We start from the raw sequence: 18,255 nt of genomic DNA, 5'->3' as shown, positions 1-18,255 counted from the left end.
GCTTGCCGCTCATCCTGACCTCCTCGGTTGCCATAAATTATGGCTCGAAGATGTCTACGAAAGGCTGGCCGGTCCAAACCTCGACTCCTACCGATCAATTGCGGCCCGGATCCAGCATCATCTCGACGCCCACGCCACCGAAAAGCCGATCGTGCCCACCCTGAGTGGAACTAACCGTAACGACGTCACCAAGCTCGCACTGAGGCAATCGTGCCGATCGGTGGCTAGCTCGGACGGATTTCTAGTACTCCTAGACATGTATATGCCGACCGCGATTACGGTAACGACGAGTACCAAGGTGCGCTTCACGATCGTAGTATTCCCTAGGTGGCGACTGCTGGCGACGGCGCATCAACATGCAAAAGCGGTGCCAGACCCGGGCTGACTTCAAGTGAGCAAGGCCGGGTGTGCGTTGGGCCATGCCAAAACGCACGAATCGCGGGCACGCCCGATTCATGGCCATCAAGACAGGCTTTGCCCGTCCTTGCACAAAGATCCTGTCAGGTGGCGTAATTCGTCCAGCAGTTTGACGGCGGGTGCGGGTAGCGTGCCACGCCGGCGCCGGAACGCCGTCAAAGTGCGTTGCGCATCCAGGCCTTCGATATCCAGGGCGTCAATGACGCCCGCTTTGCTTTCGGTGTCGTACATGGGTTCGGCCATCCATGAAACAAAGCCGCATCGCGCTACTAGGCTTTTGAGCACGGTGACCGAACGGGTCTCGACGGCAATGGCCGGCATCGGGAGGCCTCGGGCTTCGAAGGTTTCTTGCATGTGGGCATAAGGTCCGGTTCCCTTGGGCGTGATGGCCCACCGTTGTGTCAGCGTGTCCTCGAGCCGAAGACCGCGCGTCGAGCGCAACGGATGACCGGTTGCCGCGACCACGAAACTCCGGTCGGTCCATGAACAATCGGAGAGCGCAGCGACCTCGTCGGTTTCGATTCCCGAGGTGCAGAGCGCCAGGTCGATCTCGTAAGCGAGCAAACCCTCGACCAGACGGTCCCACACGCCTTCAATCACCTCGACGCGCAGGTTGGGCCATTTCTCGAGCACGCCCTCGATGGCCATCGGCAGCACGAGGCTCGCGATGCTGCCCACCGCGCCCACCTTGATGACGCCTTTCGCAAGGCCGCGCATCGCGTCCAGTTCCTCGCGCGCCTGTTCGGCTTCCCTTTGCAGCAACATGGCATGCGGCATCAACGCTTCGCCAAGCGCGGTCAGCTGCATCCCTTTCGTGTGGCGCTCGAACAGCGGCGCCCCGACCGATTCCTCGAGCCGCTTGATCGATCTGCTCAGCGCGGGCTGGGTCATGTCGAGCAGCGTCGCGGCTCGTCCCAGGCTACCCGCGGACACGATCGTCGTGAACATCGTCAACTGCTGCAGATTGAAACTCATCGCGGCGAACCTGATTGAAAGGGAATAAAGGGGGCGACCAAAATCCCGAGTCGGATGGCGCTAGGTGTCATCCCTGAAAGGGACCGCCGCGTACGTTCGCAGCGGCTGCCGGAAAACCGGGGCTGGCGGCGCACAGCCCCGCCCGGTAAGGCTTCCGGACTGAATGGACCCGCCAGGCCGCTCGGTGATGTCATGCTTGAATGTAATGACTTTGAGCATTCTTGGCAATTTTCAAACAAGGTATCGAATCCCATACTGCGGCTCATCCCATCACCGCCAGCCCGAATGGCGAACCGCAGAGGATTCGAGATGCAACGAAACACAAGTGGGCAGCCGACCGTTCGCGATGCCGTCGTGGACTTGATGCGGCGCCTCGGCATAACGTCCGTGTTTGCCAATCCAGGCTCGACCGAACTGCCCATGTTCCGCGACTTCCCGGAGGATTTCCGGTACGTGCTGGGCTTGCAGGAAGCGGTCGTTATCGGTATGGCGGACGGGTATGCCCAGGCGACCGGCAATGCCGCGCTGGTCAACCTGCATTCGGCGGCCGGTGTCGGCAACGCGATGGGCAACATCTTCACGGCGTTCAAGAACCGCACGCCGCTGATCGTGACCGCCGGCCAGCAGGCCCGTTCGATCCTGCCGTTCGATCCGTTTCTGTCGGCATCGCAAGCAACTGAGTTGCCGCGCCCCTACGTGAAGTGGAGCATCGAACCGGCTCGTGCCGCGGATGTGCCGCTGGCCCTCGCCCGTGCGTACCACGTGGCGATGCAGGAGCCGCGTGGCCCCGTGTTCGTTTCCATTCCGGTCGACGACTGGGATCAGCCGACCGACTTCGTCGAGGCGACACGGGTCAGCACCCGGGCCCGCCCCGATCCGGAACGTATCGTGGAGATCGGCGACGCGCTGGACCACTGCGAACGGCCGGCCATCGTCGTCGGCGCGGAACTCGATCGCGCCGATGCCTGGAACGAGGTTGTCCAGCTGGCCGAGCGCCACCATGCGCGGGTTTATGTTGCGCCGATGTCGTCGCGCTGCAGCTTCCCTGAAGATCATCGGCTCTTCGCCGGATTCCTTCCGGCGATGCGCGAAAAGATCGTCCGGATTCTGCACGGCCATGACCTGATCTTCGTCGTCGGGGCGCCGGCGTTTGCGTATCACGTCGAAGGCAGTGGGCCGCATGTGCCTGACGGTGCGGTGTTGTACCAGCTCATCGACGATCCGGCCACCGCCGCGTGGACGCCGGTCGGTACGTCGGTGGTGGCGAACATTCGCCTGGGGCTGGCGGACCTGCTCGCCCGTCCGGCGCCGCGAGGCCGGCCGCTACCGGCGCCTCGCGAGGCCGCCGAGCGCGCCGAGCCCACCGCGGTCATGTCGGTCGCCTATGCGTTGCAGACGCTGTCCGAGGTCCGCAATGCAGCCGATATCGTGGTCGAGGAGGCGCCGAGTTCGCGCCCCGCCATGCAACGTTATCTGCCGTTCACGCGCAGTCAGACGTTTTACACGATGGCTAGTGGCGGTCTGGGCTACGGCATGCCCGCCGCGGTGGGCGTGGCTTTGGGCAAAGCCGGCAGCCGCGTGATCGGCCTCATCGGTGACGGCTCGGCGATGTATTCGCCGCAAGCGATCTACAGCGCGGTCCAACTCGATCTCCCAATCACATTCGTCATCTTGAATAACGCCCGCTACGCCGCCTTGCAGGAATTCGCGCCTGTATTCGGCTTTTCCGCGTCGGATCCGGTGCAGGGCACCGATCTCCCGGGGCTGGATTTCGTTTCTCTGGCCCACGGCATGGGGTGCAAGGGGGTTCGGGTGAGCGACGCACGGTTGCTCAAGTCCGCGCTGGAAGACGCGTTGTCGTCGGGTGAAACGCGCGTGGTGGAAATCGTCGTGGCCTGACCGTGAGTCGGTGGTTCGGCAGGCCAGCATGTCAAACATATTCGAGGAGACGAAAATGAATCAGGTAGCGATGCTGATCAATGGCGAGCGCACGATGGCTCGCGACGGGGCGACATTCGAGCGCCGTAACCCGCTCGACGACACGGTCGCCTCGACGGCGCCGGCCGCAACCGTCGCCGACGCACAAGCCGCGGTGCACGCGGCGGCCGCCGCGTTTCCAGCATGGTCGGCGATCGGGCCCGGCGAGCGACGCGCGTTACTGAATCGAGCGGCAGGCGCACTCGAGGAAAAGGGCGACGCTTTCGCGCTGGCAATGGCAACCGAAACGGGCGCGTCCCGCCTGTGGGCCGATTTCAACGTCAAGCGGGCGGCCGACGGGTTGCGCGAAGCCGCTGCGATGATTACGCAGATTGCGGGCGAAGTGATTCCGTCGGACGTGCCCGGCAGTCTCGCGCTGGGCGTTCGGCAGGCCGCCGGCGTCGTGCTCGGGATCGCGCCGTGGAATGCGCCCGTCATCCTGGGCGTGCGTGCGGTCGCATTGCCGCTGGCGTGCGGCAATACCGTCGTGCTCAAAGGCTCGGAAATTTGCCCCGCGACCCACGGCCTCATCATCGAGGCGTTTCAGGACGCGGGACTGCCGCGCGGCGTCGTGAACTTCGTCACGAATGCACCGGCGAATGCCGGCGACATTGTCGAAGCGTTGATTGCCGAGCCCGCGGTCAGACGGGTGAACTTCACGGGCTCGACGCGCGTCGGCCGCATCATCGCGACTCAGTGCGCGAAGTATCTGAAGCCTTCGGTACTTGAACTTGGTGGAAAGGCGCCGTTTCTGGTGCTTCACGATGCCGACATCGACGCTGCCGTGCAAGGCGCGGCATTCGGCGCGTTCGCCAATTCCGGCCAGATCTGCATGTCCACCGAACGCATCGTCGTCGACACGACGATCGCAGACGAATTCGTCGCGCGTCTGGCCGAGAAGGCGAAGAGCCTGCCGCTTGGCGATCCGAGAAAGGGCCAGGCCGTCCTCGGCTCCGTCGTGGACATGGCGACCGTCAGGCGATGCAACGACCTGATCGACGACGCGCTGGCGAAAGGCGCGACCCTGGTGTGCGGAGGGAAATCCGATAGCACGCTCATGCCGGCCACGTTGCTCGATCACGTGACGGCGGACATGCATATCTACCGGGAAGAGTCGTTCGGGCCCGTCAAGGCGATCGTTCGCGTCGATGGAGACGATGCGGCCGTCGCATGCGCAAACGACAACGAATATGGCCTGTCGGCGGCAGTCTTCAGCCGGGACGTCGCGCGTGCGTTGACGGTAGCGAAGCGTATCGAGTCCGGGCTGTGCCACGTCAATGGGCCGACGGTTCACGACGAGGCGCAAATGCCGTTCGGCGGGATGAAGTCCAGTGGTTTCGGGCATTTCGGCGGCAAAGCCGGAGTCGCGGAATTTACCGATTTGCGCTGGATCACCGTGCAAACGACGCCTCGTCACTATCCGTTCTGATCGTTGCCGCGATCGGGGCGCGTCTTTCTCGCGGTGGAAGAGACGGGCCTCCGGAGCGTGGGCGCGAACCACACAACAACGATATGCCGGTGAGTAGCCGTCGCTCCTCGAACGACGAGCGATCGGCACAAGGAGACTGCAATGCCCGTCGTCAATTTCGGGTGGTCGCTCGATCGCACCCGGTTCGAGTTTGACCGTTATGCGGGAATACGGATTACCGAGGGGTGCGATCCAGATTCGACCCATCCGGCCGGGAGCGCGAAATGAACGATCGTAATCCTCTTCTGCCGACCGTAGACATCGGCCGCACCCTCGACGACGGGCCGTTCTCGGCGTTCCAGCGAACGGTCGTATTGCTCGCCGCGCTTGCGATCGTGATGGATGGATTCGACGGGCAACTCATCGGGTTCGCCATTCCCAGCCTGATCAAGGAATGGGGCATCACGCGCAACGCATTCGCGCCCGCCGTTGCCGCCGGCCTCGTCGGCATGGGGATCGGCAGCGCGTTCGCCGGGCTGTTCGCGGACAGGTTCGGTCGGCGCTGGGCCATCATCGGGAGCGTGCTGGTATTCGGCTTGGCGACGAGTTCGATCGCGCTGTCGCCGGACGTCACGACCGTCGCAATCCTGCGCTTCTTCGCGGGACTGGGTATCGGTGGTGCGCTGCCGAGCGCGACGACCATGACGGCGGAATTCACGCCTGCGCGCCGGCGCACGCTCGCCGTGACCGCAACCATCGTTTGCGTACCGCTCGGCGGCATGCTGGCGGGGCTGTTCGCGAGCGTCGTGCTGCCTCATTACGGCTGGCGGGGACTCTTTCTGATCGGCGGCACGCTTCCGGTCGCACTGGCGCTGCTGCTGTATTTCGTCATGCCGGAATCGCCGCGTTATCTTGCCCGCCGTCACGAACGCTGGAACGAATTGCGTCACCTGCTGACCCGCATGTCCCGCTCGATTCAGCCGGACGCCGTGTTCGCCGACCAGAAGGAGCAGAAGGCGGGACCGCGCCCGGGCTTTCGTGCGCTGTTCGCGGACCATCAAGGCCGTGACACGGTGGCGATCTGGGTCGCTTTCTTCATGAACCTGGTCGCGGTCTACAGCGCATTCAGCTGGCTGCCGACGATGCTGGCAGGCGAGGGGCTCAGCCCGTCGGTGGCGGGTTCGGGTCTTACCGCCTACAACCTCGGCGGCGTATTCGGCGCGATGGGCTGCGCGCTGGCAATCGGCCGGTTCGGATCACGCTGGCCTTTGCTCGTCTGTTGCCTGATGGCATCCGCGAGCGCGCTGTTCCTGCGCGGTCTCGACGTCTCCGCCCACACGACGTTGCTCGTGTTCGGAATCGGTCTGCACGGCCTCTTCGTGAACGCGGTCCAGTCGACGATGTACGCCCTTTGCGCGTATGTCTATCCCACCGAGATTCGCGCGACCGGGACCGCGTCCGCGCTCGCGTTCGGGCGGCTTGGCGCGATCCTCAGCGCGTTCGCGGGGGCATTCGTGATCACGCAGGGCGGCGCGTCCGCGTACCTGGGCATGCTGGGCGCCGCGATGGCGATGGTGTTCATCTGCCTGATGATCGTGCGTCGCCATATTCCGCCCATCAACGGCGCCTGACCGCGGTCGTCCGGTCGACGGAGGCGCGCGAAACCGGATGCCGGCGCGCCTCGTGTTGTTCGCATCACGATTTACTCCGACAGTACCTCAATCATGACAACAGGATTTCCCAGCATGTTCTCCGTCAGCGACTATCGAGACGAAGCCAGACGGCGGCTGCCGCGCATGGTGTTCGACTATCTGGAAGGCGCAGCGGACGATGAATCGGGGCTCAGGCATAACCGTTCCGCGTTCGACACATTGCAGTTGTTGCCGCGCCGGCTGTCGGACGTCAGCACACGAGCGCAGTCCGTGGCGCTGCTGGGCCGGCGGATCCCGTTACCGCTGGTGATCGCGCCAACGGGCCTCAATGACGCCTTCTGGCCGAACGGCGACCTCGCCCTTGCGCGCGCGGCGGGCAAGGCTGGCATTCCGTTCGCGCTGTCGACGGCTTCCAACCTGTCCATCGAGGAGGTGGCAAAGGGGGCGGACGGAGAACTGTGGTTTCAGCTGTACGTCGTTCATCGCAACCTCGCGAAGAGCCTGGTCAATCGCGCCCGCTCGGCGCGCTACTCGACCCTGATCCTCACCACCGATGTCGCGGTCAATGGCTTTCGCCGACGCGATCTTCGCAACGGCTTTACGATGCCGTTCCAGGCCAGCGCACGTGCGGTCGTCGACGGACTGTCGCACCCGCGCTGGCTATGGTCCTATCTGATGAACGGCATGCCGGAGCTGAGGAATTTCGCGACGGACGATGCATCGGACACGGCGTCCCAGGCCGCGATCCTGCGCCGGCAGATGGATGCGAGCTTCGGGTGGGACGACCTGCGCCGTCTGCGGGACCAATGGCCGGGCAAACTCCTCGTCAAGGGCATCGTGACGGCCGACGATGCCGCGCGGTGTGTCGAGCTCGGCGCGGACGGCGTCATCGTTTCGAACCACGGCGGCAGGCAACTCGCCGACCTGCCCGCGACAGCCGACGTGCTGCCGGACATCGTCGAGCGCATCGCGGGCGCGACGGTCATGCTCGACAGCGGCATACGGACAGGGGCCGACGTCGTCAAGGCGATCGCGCTGGGGGCCCATGCCGTGATGCTGGGGCGCGCCACGTTATACGGGTTGGCGGCCAGAGGGGAAGCCGGCGTGAGCGATGTCATCGAGATGATCAAACGGGAAACCGACCGGACGCTTGCCCTCATCGGTTGTCGCTCGGTGGAGGCGCTCGATCGCAGCTACGTTTCGAAGCGGCCGTCCTGGGGTATTGCGCATTGACGCCGGATTTTGGATGCGCGATGGTCCGGGATAACACTCTCGCGTATCTGCCACCGGAACCTCGTGCCATGAATCAAGTGACCACCACGGATCATTTCCATCGTGACGACAGGATTCTGGCATGGGCGGATCAGGTTCGGGCCAGTTGCGTCCCGATGGTTTTCAGGACCGAGTCCGAGCAGGGATTTCATGGCGAGATTTCCAGCGTAGACACCGACGGCGTGTGTGTTTCTCGGATTTCGGCGGTCGATCACGTCGCGGCGCATGACTGGGACGAAGTGCGGCGCACGGCGGACGACTACCTGCTCGTGTCGGTCCAGACCGAAGGGCGAGGCGCGATCGAGCAGGATGCCCGCACCGCGTTCGTCGGCCCCACCGACATGGTGCTGTTCGATTCGTCGCGCAGTTTCGTCTGGCATTTCTCCGGGGAGCATTACACGATCCGCTTTCCGCGCAAGGCGCTGGAGAAATGGGTGCCGTGCGGCAGGCAGCACACCGCGGTGAGGATTCCCGCGGCCACCGGGGTACGCCGGATCGCGGCGGACCATATCGCGTCCCTGCACCGGGCGCTTTCGGCGGAGGAAGGCGCCATGACCGATTGCGAGCGGCTTGGCGATGTGTCCGCGAACCTGATCGCGCTGGCGTTGGCGGATTATTTCAACACGGTTCCGCTGCCCAAATCCAACGTGAAAGAGATGCATCTGCTCCGCGCACGTGCGTTGATCCACGACCGTATTCGCGAACCGGAACTCGGACCCGAACAGATCGCCGACGAACTGGGGGTGTCCAGCCGTTATCTTTACCGGCTGTTCGCCGAAGTCGGGGAGTCGATCGGCGAGATCATCTGTACGGCCCGACTCGACGGATGCGGCGAGTGGCTCCGGCAACGCGCCTATGCAAACCGCTCGATAACCGATATTGCGATGGCATGGGGTTTCAATAATGCATCGCATTTCAGTCGCACGTTTCGACGTCGCTTCGGCATGTCCGCGCGCGACTACCGTGCGACGCATCGCGACGCCGTTTGAACCGCCGCTGAGCGGGCTGCGCGGCGATCGCCAGCTGGCAGCATACGCAAAAATCCTGTTCTGTCAGAGTCAAGCGTCCGCCATATTGGCTCCGGACACTTCGTCTACAACGTTGCGGGCGTCCTGTCCCGCGAGTCGTGGAGGAGTATCTTGGCGCTCAACCATCCCCAGTTCAAAGCGGCTGTCGTGCAGGCCGCCCCGGCCTTCCTCGATCTTCAGGCCGGAATCGAAAAGTCTATCCGCTTGATTGAAGAGGCGGCGCGGGCCGGCGCCGCCCTCATCGCCTTCCCCGAAGTGTGGCTGCCTGGCTATCCGTTCTACGTCTGGCTCGGCACCCCGGCCTGGTATATGAGCAAGGGCTATGTTCAGCGTTACTTCGACAATTCGCTGAGCTACGACAGTCCGGAAGCCGATGCGCTGAGGGACGCAGCGAGGAAAAACCGCATCACGGTCGTGATGGGGCTCTCGGAGCGCAAGGGCCACTCGTTGTATATCGCCCAATGGATGATCGGTCCCGACGGCGAAACCCTGCTGCAACGACAGAAACTCAAGCCCACCCACCTCGAACGGACGGTTTTCGGTGACGGGGAGGGCAGCGGCCTGACCGTGATCGACAGTCCGTTGGGCAAGCTGGGCGCGCTCTGTTGTGCCGAACACGTGCAGCCTTTGACCAAAGCCGCCATGTACGCGCAAGGCGAACAGGTCCACGTGGCCGCGTGGCCGAGCTTTTCCCTCTATGAATTCGCCAGCGCATTGAGCCACCAGGTGAACAACGCTGTTTCGCGGACCTATGCCGTCGAAGGCGGATGCTTCGTCCTCGCGCCGTCGACCGTCGTCACTGAGGAGATGGTCGAGCATCTTTGCGACACCGAGGACAAACGTCAGCTGTTGCGGGCGGGCGGTGGCCATAGCGTTGGATACGGGCCCGACGGGGCGGAGCTGTTCGACAAGATCGACGAAACCGCCGAAGGCCTGCTCTACGCCAATATCGATCTCGGCACGCAATCGCTGTCGAAGTGCGTGTTCGATCCCGCGGGGCATTACTCCCGGCCCGACGTGCTGCGATTGCTGATCGACCGGCGACCGCGCCCCCCTGTCGCCGAGATACTCGACAGAACGCCGGCGGAGGCGGCCGCCGATGATTCCGCTTCATCGGACGGCGGCTGCCCGTCAGGAATTGCGGGCAGCGGCGGAGATCGGTAGCGCAACCATCAGGCTCGCCATGTCGTGTCGTGGCGGGCCGGTCGGAGGGTTTCGTGTCGCTGCCGGGTTGGCTTGGCGGTTTTTCTTCGAAACAACGGTCATTCAGTCACGACGATATAGTTAGGATAGCGATATGAAATGCAACGAAAGTAGAAGCTACGAATGGAAGATGGTCATCTTTCTTGCGGTGCTGTTCGGCATCGTGGGTCTCGACCGACTGGTCATCGTGTACCTGTTCCCGGTTCTGCTGCCGGAGCTGAATCTGAACAACACGCAGGCAGGCGCCATCGCCTCGGTGCTGGCGTTGACCTGGGCCATTTCGACATGGGTGCTCGGAAGCCTGTCCGACCGCCAAGGGCGTCGCAAGATTCTGCTCGGGTCGTCCATCTTCTTCTCGGTGATGACGTCCTTTACCGGCGTCGCCAAGTCGTTCCACGGCATGCTGCTCGTGCGAGGCCTCCTTGGCGTGGGTGAGGGCGGCGTCTTCAGCGCCAGCGTCGCGACCATCGACGAAATATCGACGCCGAGCCGGCGCGGCCTGAATCTGGGCATCCACCAGTCGTTTTTCCCCCTACTGGGTATCGGCCTCGGACCGATCATCGCGACCCAGCTCGTGATGCACATGCGCTGGGAGTGGGTGTTTTTCGTGCTCGGCATTCCGGGGCTGTTGCTGACGTTCCTGATCGGCCGGACCATGCGAAAGACGGAGGCCGGTCGCGACAAGCGGGCTCGCTCGGCACCGGGCGGCCCCTTGACCGTGCTGAGATACAAGAACATCTGGCTGACCACGGTCATCGGATCGCTGTTCCAGACGGGCCTGTTCGTGTTCTCGACGTTCGTCGCGCTCTATCTGACCAAAGTCGTGGGCCTCGGTCTCGGCACGGTCGGCCTGATCATATCCGGATGGGGTTTCGGCGGCTTTATCGGGATGATCGCCGTTCCGGCGATATCGGATCGGCTCGGACGGCGGATCGTGCTCGTCGTTTCCGCGGCTTGTTACGGCGTCCTGATGCTGACGTTTGTTCTCTGTCACGCGTCTCCGATCGTCATGTTCGCCAACCTCTTTGCTGCCGGGATTTGCGGCTTCGGTATCGCACCGCTCTTTCTTGCCGTGATTCCCTGCGAATCCGTCCCGTCCACGCTGACCGGCTCGGCCGTGGGCGTTCCCACCGCAGTCAGCGAACTGATTGGCGGGGTCCTGATGCCGGTGGTGGCAGGCGGGCTCGCCGACACGTTCGGCCTGGGTTATCCGATGCTGATCGTCGGAGGCGTGTCGCTGGTGAGCGCGCTCGTGGGAATGTTTCTCGATGAAACGGTACCCGCGGCGACGTCGAAGCATGCCGTCTCGACGATCGACGCGGCGTGAACGTTTGGCAAACGGGCAGGCGGATTTCGGACCGTTGCGCGGACTCGTGCGATCAAGGCCATTGACGTCGGGCGTGGGACTGTACCAGCGGCGGTGAGGCGACGATGCCAGGGTTGACTGCGTCGTCATTTCTGACGATGCGCGACAAAAAAGCCGACGCGCAATCTACGAAGACCGCAATGTACGAGAGACGTAGATGCCAACCCTGCCGCAGCTTTCAGTCATCGACGCAAAAGACGCGATCGATCGACACGAGATCTCCTGCCTGGAATACGTACAGGCGCTGGTGGATCGACAGGCCAGCACCGAGTCGCTGAACGGGTTCGCGTATTTCGACCCCGAGAGGTTGTTGCAATCGGCGCGGGCTCACGATGAATCGCCCACCGCCCGAACGGCCCGACTGTCACTTGCAGGCGTTCCATTGGCAATCAAGGACAACATCGACTGCGCGGGCATGCCGACAGCTGCTGGGACGGCAGCGCTTCGCCACGCCGTAGCTCGCGCGAATGCGCCGGCCGTGGCACGCGTGGTCGACGCGGGTGCGCTGGCCGCAGGCAAAGCCAACATGCATGAACTAGCGTTCGGCTGCACCAACGACAACGGATTTTTCGGGCCGGCCCGCAACCCGTACGACCCGTCCAGAATCCCGGGCGGAAGCAGCGGCGGGTCGGCCGTGCTGGTGGCGAGTGGCGCGGTGCCGGCGGCGCTCGGCACCGACACGGGCGGATCGGTGCGCATCCCGGCGGCGCTGTGCGGGCTGGTCGGCTTTCGCCCCACGCACGGACGCTATCCGTCCGAGGGCATCGTGCCGATCTCGCCCACGCGTGACACGGTCGGCCCGATCGCCCGCACCGTCGCCGACGTGATGTTGCTGGACGAGATCCTGTCTGGAAGTGATTCTGCACTACCCGTTGCCGATGATGCGCGTGAGGTTCGCCTGGCAGTTCCGTACTCGACGTTGTGGGAGGGGCTGTCGCCCGACGCACGGCCGGTTCTCGAACGTGCGCTGCAAACGCTGAAGGACGCCGGCTTCGAGCTGGTTGACGTTGACCTGCGACGTTATCCGTTTTTCCGTGCGCAGAAGAACGCAATCATCCCTTTCTTCGAGTTTGCCGGTGCCGTGGCGCGCTATCTGGAAGCAGGCAGCGTAGCCGTGACGTTCCCGGAGATCGTCGCCCGCATCGAGAGCCCGGATGTGGCTCGAATCGTCGGCCACATCCTGGGGGGCGGTGCGATTTCCGCGACCGAATACGCCGAAGCGCTGCTCGCGCGAGAGCAGTCGCGCACGTCGTACGTGGCGTGTCTTCGCGAAGTGGACGCAGACGCACTGCTGTTTCCCACCGTCCTGATTCCGGCTTGCAGCATCGGCGCTGAAACGGTGGTGGTCGGGTCCGAAGCGCTCGATGTCTTTGCCGCATACACACGAAATACCGAACCGGGCAGCAACGCAGGGGTACCCGGCATCACCGTGCCGGCAGGTCTGACCCAGGATGGGCTCCCGGTTGGATTGGCGCTGGACGGTGCTCCGTATTCGGATCAGCGAATTCTGCAGATCGGCAAGGAAATGGAGCGTGTCCTGTGTGCCGCGACGTTCCCGCATCTCGACGCACACGTTTGAACCATCCGGCAACGGCTTAACGAGAAAGGCAAGCAAATGAATCGTCGAAATGTCCTGAAGAGTATTGCGCTCGGTGCGGCAAGTGCCGCGGTGGGCGTCGGAGGGCTCGTGCCGGCAGCGGTACGAGCGGCAAACCAGCCGCTGAAGTTGGCGCTGATGGCACCGATGAGCGGGCCGGCTGCATTTTTCGGTCAAGCCTGCAAAAACAGCGCAGCGATGGCAATCGAGGAGATCAACGCGCGCGGGGGCGTGTTGGGGCGCCCGCTCGAGTTGCTGGTGGGCGACGCCGGCACCGCACCTTCCGAGTCGGCGCAGACGGCGCTCCGCCTGTGGAAGCGCGACAAGGCGGAGGTCTTCGTCGGATCGCACGACAGCGCCGTACGAACGGCGCTGGAAAGTCTGTTCCGAGGCCAGGTGCCTTACTTCTATACGCCGATGTACGAGGGGGGCGATTGCGCGAAGGGGACCTTCTTCGTCGGCGAGACGCCCGCGCAGCAACTGACGCCGGTCATTCCGTGGCTGACCGCCCAACACCAGATCAAGCGCTGGTTCCTGATCGGCAACGACTACATCTGGCCGCGCAAGTCGAACGAAGTGGCGAAAAAGGCGATTCAGGGCGCCGGCGCGACCGTGGTCGGCGAGGAGTACGTGCCGTTCGACGTCGACAACTTCGACGCGGTGCTCGGCAAGATCCGGGACAGCAAGGCGGATGCGGTGTTCATCACGCTGGTGGGTGGGTCGGCCGTCACGTTCAACAGAAGTTTTGCGAGCTTCGGCCTCAGCGACAAGATGATCCGTTTCGGCACGATGATCGAGGAAAACACGTTGATCGGCATCGGTGCGTCCAATGCCAGGAACCTCTACTCGGCTTCCGGCTTTTTCTCGACACCGACCGCCACGTCCGCGCAGTTTCTGGAGCGCTATCACAAGCGCTTCGGCGCTTCGGCGGTATTGAGCAGTATCGGCGAGTCGACATACGAAGGCATCCTGATGTACGACGCGATGGCCAGGAAGGCGAATTCCACGTCGATCGGCGAGCTGACGAAGGCGTCCGACGGGGCAAGCTACAAAGGCCCACGCGGCGTGGTGACGATGAAATCGCGCAATGTGACGGCCGACATCTTCCTCGCGAAGGCATCAGGCGCTCGCTACGACATCGTCAAGACGTTCTCGCAACTTGGCTCGGCCGAGACCTGTGCGAGCGGAGCGGGTGCGGGTTGACGTCATGCTGCTTTCCTACCTTCTCAATCTCGGTTACGCATGTGCGGCCCTCGCGCTCACGACGATCGGCCTGGCCATTGTGTTCGGGCTGCTGGGCGTGCTGAACATGGCGCATGGCGAGTTCATCATGCTGGGTGCGTACTCGGTGGTCGTCGTGCAGCGTCTCGGTTTACCTGCTTTGCTTGCGATACCTGTGGCGATCGTCGTGTGCGCCATCGTCGGATGGATCGTCGAGCGTCTGCTGGTGCGTCCTTTGTATCAGCGGCCATTCGATACGCTGCTCGCGACCTGGGGCGTTTCGATCCTGCTGCGCGAAGGCGTGGTCGCACTGTTCGGAAAGGGTTACCAGGACGTGGCCGGTGCGGATGGCGCATCGATCGACGTCTTGGGCACGTCGTATCCGGCATTCCGGCTCGCGATGATGTTCGCGGTGGGCCTCGCATTCGCCGGGCTCGCGGCATGGTACAGCCGCAGCCAGACGGGCGCGCGGATCCGAGGCATGGTCGCGAATCCCCTTCTTGCCAAGGCGGCCGGCATCAACACGATCCGACTGGCCAGCGGCACTTTCATCACGGGTGTGGTGCTGGCCGGACTGGCGGGTGTACTGCTCGCCCCGATCGTGCGGGTCGAGCCGTACATGGGCCTCGACTATCTGCTCAATTCGTTCTTCGTGCTCGTCGTCGGCGGCCTGGGTAGCTTGCTCGGTCTCGCGGTAGGCACGTTCGTCATCGGCGGAACGCAGGTCGCGGTGTCGAGTTTCATCGATCAGACGTCGGGTTATACCGCTGTTCTAATCCTGTCCATCTATTTCTTGTGGAGTCGCCCAAATGGCCTCGTCTCGCGCCGTTGAAACGGCCCTCCAGGTTGCCACGGCGGCGATTCTTCTGAGCTTGCCGCTGTGGGCCGGCGACTACAGCGCAAACCAGATCGGGCTGCTGTTGCTGTATGGAATGGCGACGCAAAGCGTTGCGTTGTGCTGGGGGAATTCGGGTTTCTTGCCGCTGGGCCAAAGCCTGTTCTTCGGGCTGGGCGCGTATGTCAGCGCGTTCGTATTGCGCTCCGCGGGCGCGGTCGGCGGCGAATGGCAGATCATTCTGCTTCCGCTTGCCATCGCGGTGCCGGCGGCGCTGGCCTATGCGATCGGATTCGTCGTCTTTGCGCGCCGGATCGACAGCGGGCCGTTTTTTTCGTTGATTACTCTCGCGTTGTGCATGTTGGGGTTTCTGCTGGCCAATCAATGGAGCAGCGTGACCGGCGGTTTCAACGGGCTCACCGATATCCCCGATCTGCCGATGACCGACCGGTATGGAAATCTGTATTACGTGATCGCAGCGGCTGCGGTCGGGGTCACGGCACTGATCACTTGGCTGAACCGCAGACCGATCGGGACGCTCTGGGCAGCGATTTCGGAGAATGAAGATCGCCTCCAGTTTTTTGGATTTGCGACGCACAAGCTGAAGGCGGCCGCTTTCGGCCTCTCGGGCGCGATCGCGGGTTTGGGCGGCGCCCTGTATGCGCCGCACGAGGGTCTGGTCGGTCCGCAGGCGGTCGGCGTGGCATTGTCGGCGCAGTTCGTCATCTGGGCGGCCGTCGGCGGAAAGCGCAGTCCATTGGGCGCGCAACTCGGCGCCGTCGTGATCGGACTGCTCGCCGCGACTTGGCGTGACCTGTTCACCTATTGGGAAGTGCTGGTAGCGCTGATTTTCATCGGTGTGGTGCGGCTATTTCCCGATGGCCTGGCAGGCGCGGCGGCCGCGCTTGCGCGCATGGCCGGTCTGCGCGTCGCGAACCCCATTCCGGAGAAACGGATCGATGCGCACGACATCGCGACGATCGACCTGCGACCGGCTCAATCCACGCTGCTCAGTTTCAGGAAGGTGGAAGTCAGCCAGGGCGGCGTCAACATCCTCAACGGGCTTGATCTCGAGGTGGGAGCGGGGGGCGTCAATTGTTTCATTGGTCCCAACGGCGCCGGGAAGACGTCGACGTTCAACGCAATGACGGGCCGCTTGCCGGTTCGTTCCGGTGAAATCCACTTTCGCGGGGCCGAGATTTCGTCCTCGCCGGCGTGGCAGGTCGCCCGACTGGGCGTCGGCCGAAAGTTCCAGATTCCGTCGGTTTTTGCGCAGTTGTCCGTCAACGAGAATCTTCAGATCGCGCTGTGGGCGAACCGGATCCGTCCTCGAGAGATGTTGGCCGCGGCGCCGCTGCATTGGAATTCGCTTCAGCGCGTTCGCACACTCGAAAAATTCGGATTTCTCGAATCGAATATGGCCGTTCGTGCGGGGGATCTTTCTCAAGGGATGCGCCAGATGCTGGAGTTCGCGATGGTGGCGATCACCGAGCCGCGTCTTTTGCTGCTCGACGAACCGTGCGCCGGTCTCTCGGCGCACGAAACCCGTCACATGATGGACGCGATCACGTCGACCGTAAGCGAACTGGACGCGTCGGCCATCGTGATCGAGCACGACATGAGCGCACTGGAAAAGATCGCCGACAACGTGGTGGTCCTGCATCAGGGCAGAAGCCTCGCGGTCGGATCTTTGGCACAGGTCAAGATGTCGGAAGACGTCAAGGCCGTCTACTCGGGAGGAAGAAAGTGAGCGAGCGCCGGGGAGAAGCCATGCTGAGGTTTTCGTCGATCGTCGCGGGCTACGGCGACACGATGGTGCTCAAGGGGATCAGCGGCGAGGTGGCCGCAGGTAGCGTACTGGGCGTGTTCGGCCGCAACGGCGTGGGCAAGTCGACGCTCATGCGCGCTTTGGCCGGCGTCATCCAGCCCGCGTCCGGTACGGTCACCGTCAACGGCAGCGAAGTGGGCAAAGTGCCGTCGCATCAACGGCGACGTTTGGGGATGAGCTATGCGCCGCAGGAGCGGGTCGTCTTCGACAATTTGAGCGTCGCGGACAACCTGACACTCGGATTCAAGAGCCGAAGCCTGGACGCATACGACGATCTCTTCCGGATTTTCCCGCGGCTTAAGGAACGCTTGTTTCAACCGGCCGGGAAGTTGAGCGGTGGTGAAAAAAAGTTACTTTCCTTCGCCAGGGTCATCGCAGAGCGTTCGCCTCTCACGCTGATCGACGAGCCGTCGGAAGGTGTTCAGCAGGAGAATCTGGAGCGGATGGCGTCGGTCATCCGGTCTCGAATCGCGGACGGAGCGGCGTTCGTGGTCGTCGAACAGAATCTGACGTTTCTCACGTCGATCGCCGACCATTTCATCGGTCTGGATCATGGAGATGTCGTGCTGTCGGGCGACTCGATCGATATGTCTCGCGACCGGCTCGAAGCGGTGTTGGCAGTCTAGTTTCCCGTATCGGGCGATTCGTCGCATCGTGCGTACGTGGCCGTCGACCGCGCCGTTCAATCGTCACGACGGCGCGGTCGTGACGGCCGCGGCGACGCAGGCAGCAAGCTCCGCGCGGTTAGAGAATCCCTTCTTGTCCATGATCCGCCGCAAATGGGTGCGCACGGTCGACAGGCTGATGCAGAGAAGACGGCCGATATCCTGATCGGTACAACCCTTTGCGACCAGCTGCGCGATCTCGCTCTCACGGTCCGTGAGTCCCGTTGCGCTGCCTGCCCGACGTTTGATCGCGCGGCAAAGGAACGGTTCGATCGCATCGAGCACGAGTTTGTCGCGCATCTCGAACTCAGGCCGATTCCTCGTTCGCCAGATTCTCAGATCGCTGAGCTGGCGTTCGCCGTCGAAGACAAACACGTTGATCCCGTGATGCAAACCGTCCTGCGCGAGAAACTCGTTGTAGAACTCGCTTTTCTCCAGTGCAGGCCGGTCCATCACTTCCTCCACCAACGTGGCCCTGCGCAGCTTGCAGAGTTGCGCCGTCATCGGGTCGTTGTGCTGGTACCAGCTCGTGTAGCGACGCACGTGATCCGAATCGACGTTGACCGCAATCGGGTCGACATAGGTTCCTTTTTCGGCATCCCAGTTGTAGGAGACGCAGAAATCGGATCGCAGCAGCCGGGTCAAGTCTGACAAAACGACGCGCCTGACATCCACGACCGGTCCGAGCTCTTCGAGCCGTCCGATGATGTCGCCGAAAAGTCGGAGTTCGTCGAGCGTGAGATCGTGAACTTGTGGCTTCAAGGGTGCCTCATCGGTGGGAAGAATCAGGAGACAGCATGCGTGACAGCCT

At 63.2% G+C, this 18,255-nt stretch carries 15 protein-coding genes; 13 read left to right on the top strand and 2 right to left on the bottom strand.

Going from position 1 to position 18,255, the window contains the following annotated elements:
• Positions 1 to 385: hypothetical protein (locus tag WS61_RS35395; RefSeq protein ID WP_218921207.1), on the top strand; the 385-nt coding region annotated here is incomplete at its 5' end.
• Between the two features lie 77 nt (positions 386 to 462).
• Here WS61_RS35395 and WS61_RS13185 read toward each other — a convergent pair.
• Positions 463 to 1,392 carry a LysR family transcriptional regulator gene (locus WS61_RS13185; RefSeq protein ID WP_059500865.1) on the bottom strand — a complete coding sequence of 310 codons (930 nt, stop codon included), beginning with the start codon at positions 1,390 to 1,392 and terminating at the stop codon, positions 463 to 465.
• Positions 1,393 to 1,701: 309 nt separating this feature from the next.
• On the opposite strand from WS61_RS13185, the gene mdlC reads away from it, so the two are divergent.
• From mdlC to WS61_RS13125, 12 genes are all read left to right on the top strand, one after another.
• Positions 1,702 to 3,291: a benzoylformate decarboxylase gene (gene mdlC, locus WS61_RS13180; RefSeq protein WP_059500864.1), complete on the top strand. Its 1,590-nt coding sequence runs from the start codon at positions 1,702 to 1,704 to the stop codon at positions 3,289 to 3,291.
• 55 nt (positions 3,292 to 3,346) lie between these two features.
• Positions 3,347 to 4,798, top strand: coding sequence for an aldehyde dehydrogenase (locus tag WS61_RS13175; RefSeq protein WP_059500863.1), 1,452 nt, complete (start codon positions 3,347 to 3,349; stop codon positions 4,796 to 4,798).
• Positions 4,799 to 5,061: 263 nt separating this feature from the next.
• Positions 5,062 to 6,408, top strand: coding sequence for an MFS transporter (locus tag WS61_RS13170; protein ID WP_059500862.1), 1,347 nt, complete (start codon positions 5,062 to 5,064; stop codon positions 6,406 to 6,408).
• A gap of 114 nt (positions 6,409 to 6,522) precedes the next feature.
• Positions 6,523 to 7,662, top strand: a complete 1,140-nt coding sequence (locus tag WS61_RS13165) for an alpha-hydroxy-acid oxidizing protein (protein WP_257127259.1) — start codon at positions 6,523 to 6,525, stop codon at positions 7,660 to 7,662.
• A gap of 68 nt (positions 7,663 to 7,730) precedes the next feature.
• Positions 7,731 to 8,690 carry a helix-turn-helix domain-containing protein gene (locus WS61_RS13160; RefSeq protein ID WP_179949679.1) on the top strand — a complete coding sequence of 320 codons (960 nt, stop codon included), beginning with the start codon at positions 7,731 to 7,733 and terminating at the stop codon, positions 8,688 to 8,690.
• Positions 8,691 to 8,840: 150 nt separating this feature from the next.
• On the top strand, positions 8,841 to 9,893 hold the full coding sequence (locus WS61_RS13155; RefSeq protein ID WP_059500859.1) for a carbon-nitrogen hydrolase family protein: 1,053 nt from the start codon (positions 8,841 to 8,843) through the stop codon (positions 9,891 to 9,893).
• 169 nt (positions 9,894 to 10,062) lie between these two features.
• Complete coding sequence (locus WS61_RS13150; RefSeq protein WP_059500891.1) at positions 10,063 to 11,259, top strand: MFS transporter; 1,197 nt, start codon at positions 10,063 to 10,065, stop codon at positions 11,257 to 11,259.
• Between the two features lie 196 nt (positions 11,260 to 11,455).
• Positions 11,456 to 12,877, top strand: a complete 1,422-nt coding sequence (iaaH, locus tag WS61_RS13145; protein ID WP_059500858.1) for an indoleacetamide hydrolase — start codon at positions 11,456 to 11,458, stop codon at positions 12,875 to 12,877.
• A 36-nt stretch (positions 12,878 to 12,913) separates the two neighbouring features.
• Positions 12,914 to 14,098 carry a substrate-binding domain-containing protein gene (locus WS61_RS13140; RefSeq protein ID WP_059500857.1) on the top strand — a complete coding sequence of 395 codons (1,185 nt, stop codon included), beginning with the start codon at positions 12,914 to 12,916 and terminating at the stop codon, positions 14,096 to 14,098.
• A 4-nt stretch (positions 14,099 to 14,102) separates the two neighbouring features.
• Positions 14,103 to 14,948 (top strand): branched-chain amino acid ABC transporter permease, encoded by an 846-nt coding sequence (locus tag WS61_RS13135; RefSeq protein WP_059500856.1) that lies wholly within the window; start codon positions 14,103 to 14,105, stop codon positions 14,946 to 14,948.
• Positions 14,926 to 16,701 (top strand): ATP-binding cassette domain-containing protein, encoded by a 1,776-nt coding sequence (locus WS61_RS13130; RefSeq protein ID WP_059500855.1) that lies wholly within the window; start codon positions 14,926 to 14,928, stop codon positions 16,699 to 16,701. Before WS61_RS13135 ends, WS61_RS13130 begins: the two co-directional genes overlap by 23 nt.
• Positions 16,702 to 16,721: 20 nt before the next feature.
• Positions 16,722 to 17,405, top strand: a complete 684-nt coding sequence (locus WS61_RS13125; protein WP_059500854.1) for an ABC transporter ATP-binding protein — start codon at positions 16,722 to 16,724, stop codon at positions 17,403 to 17,405.
• 63 nt (positions 17,406 to 17,468) lie between these two features.
• On the opposite strand, the gene WS61_RS13120 is transcribed toward WS61_RS13125, so the two are convergent.
• Positions 17,469 to 18,206, bottom strand: a complete 738-nt coding sequence (locus tag WS61_RS13120; RefSeq protein WP_059500853.1) for a helix-turn-helix transcriptional regulator — start codon at positions 18,204 to 18,206, stop codon at positions 17,469 to 17,471.
• Between the last annotated feature and the right edge of the window lie 49 nt (positions 18,207 to 18,255).

It is taken from the genome of Burkholderia sp. ABCPW 11 (assembly GCF_001523445.1).
Taxonomy (GTDB): Bacteria; Pseudomonadota; Gammaproteobacteria; order Burkholderiales; family Burkholderiaceae; genus Burkholderia.
This window is presented reverse-complemented; position numbering and strand designations above follow the sequence as displayed.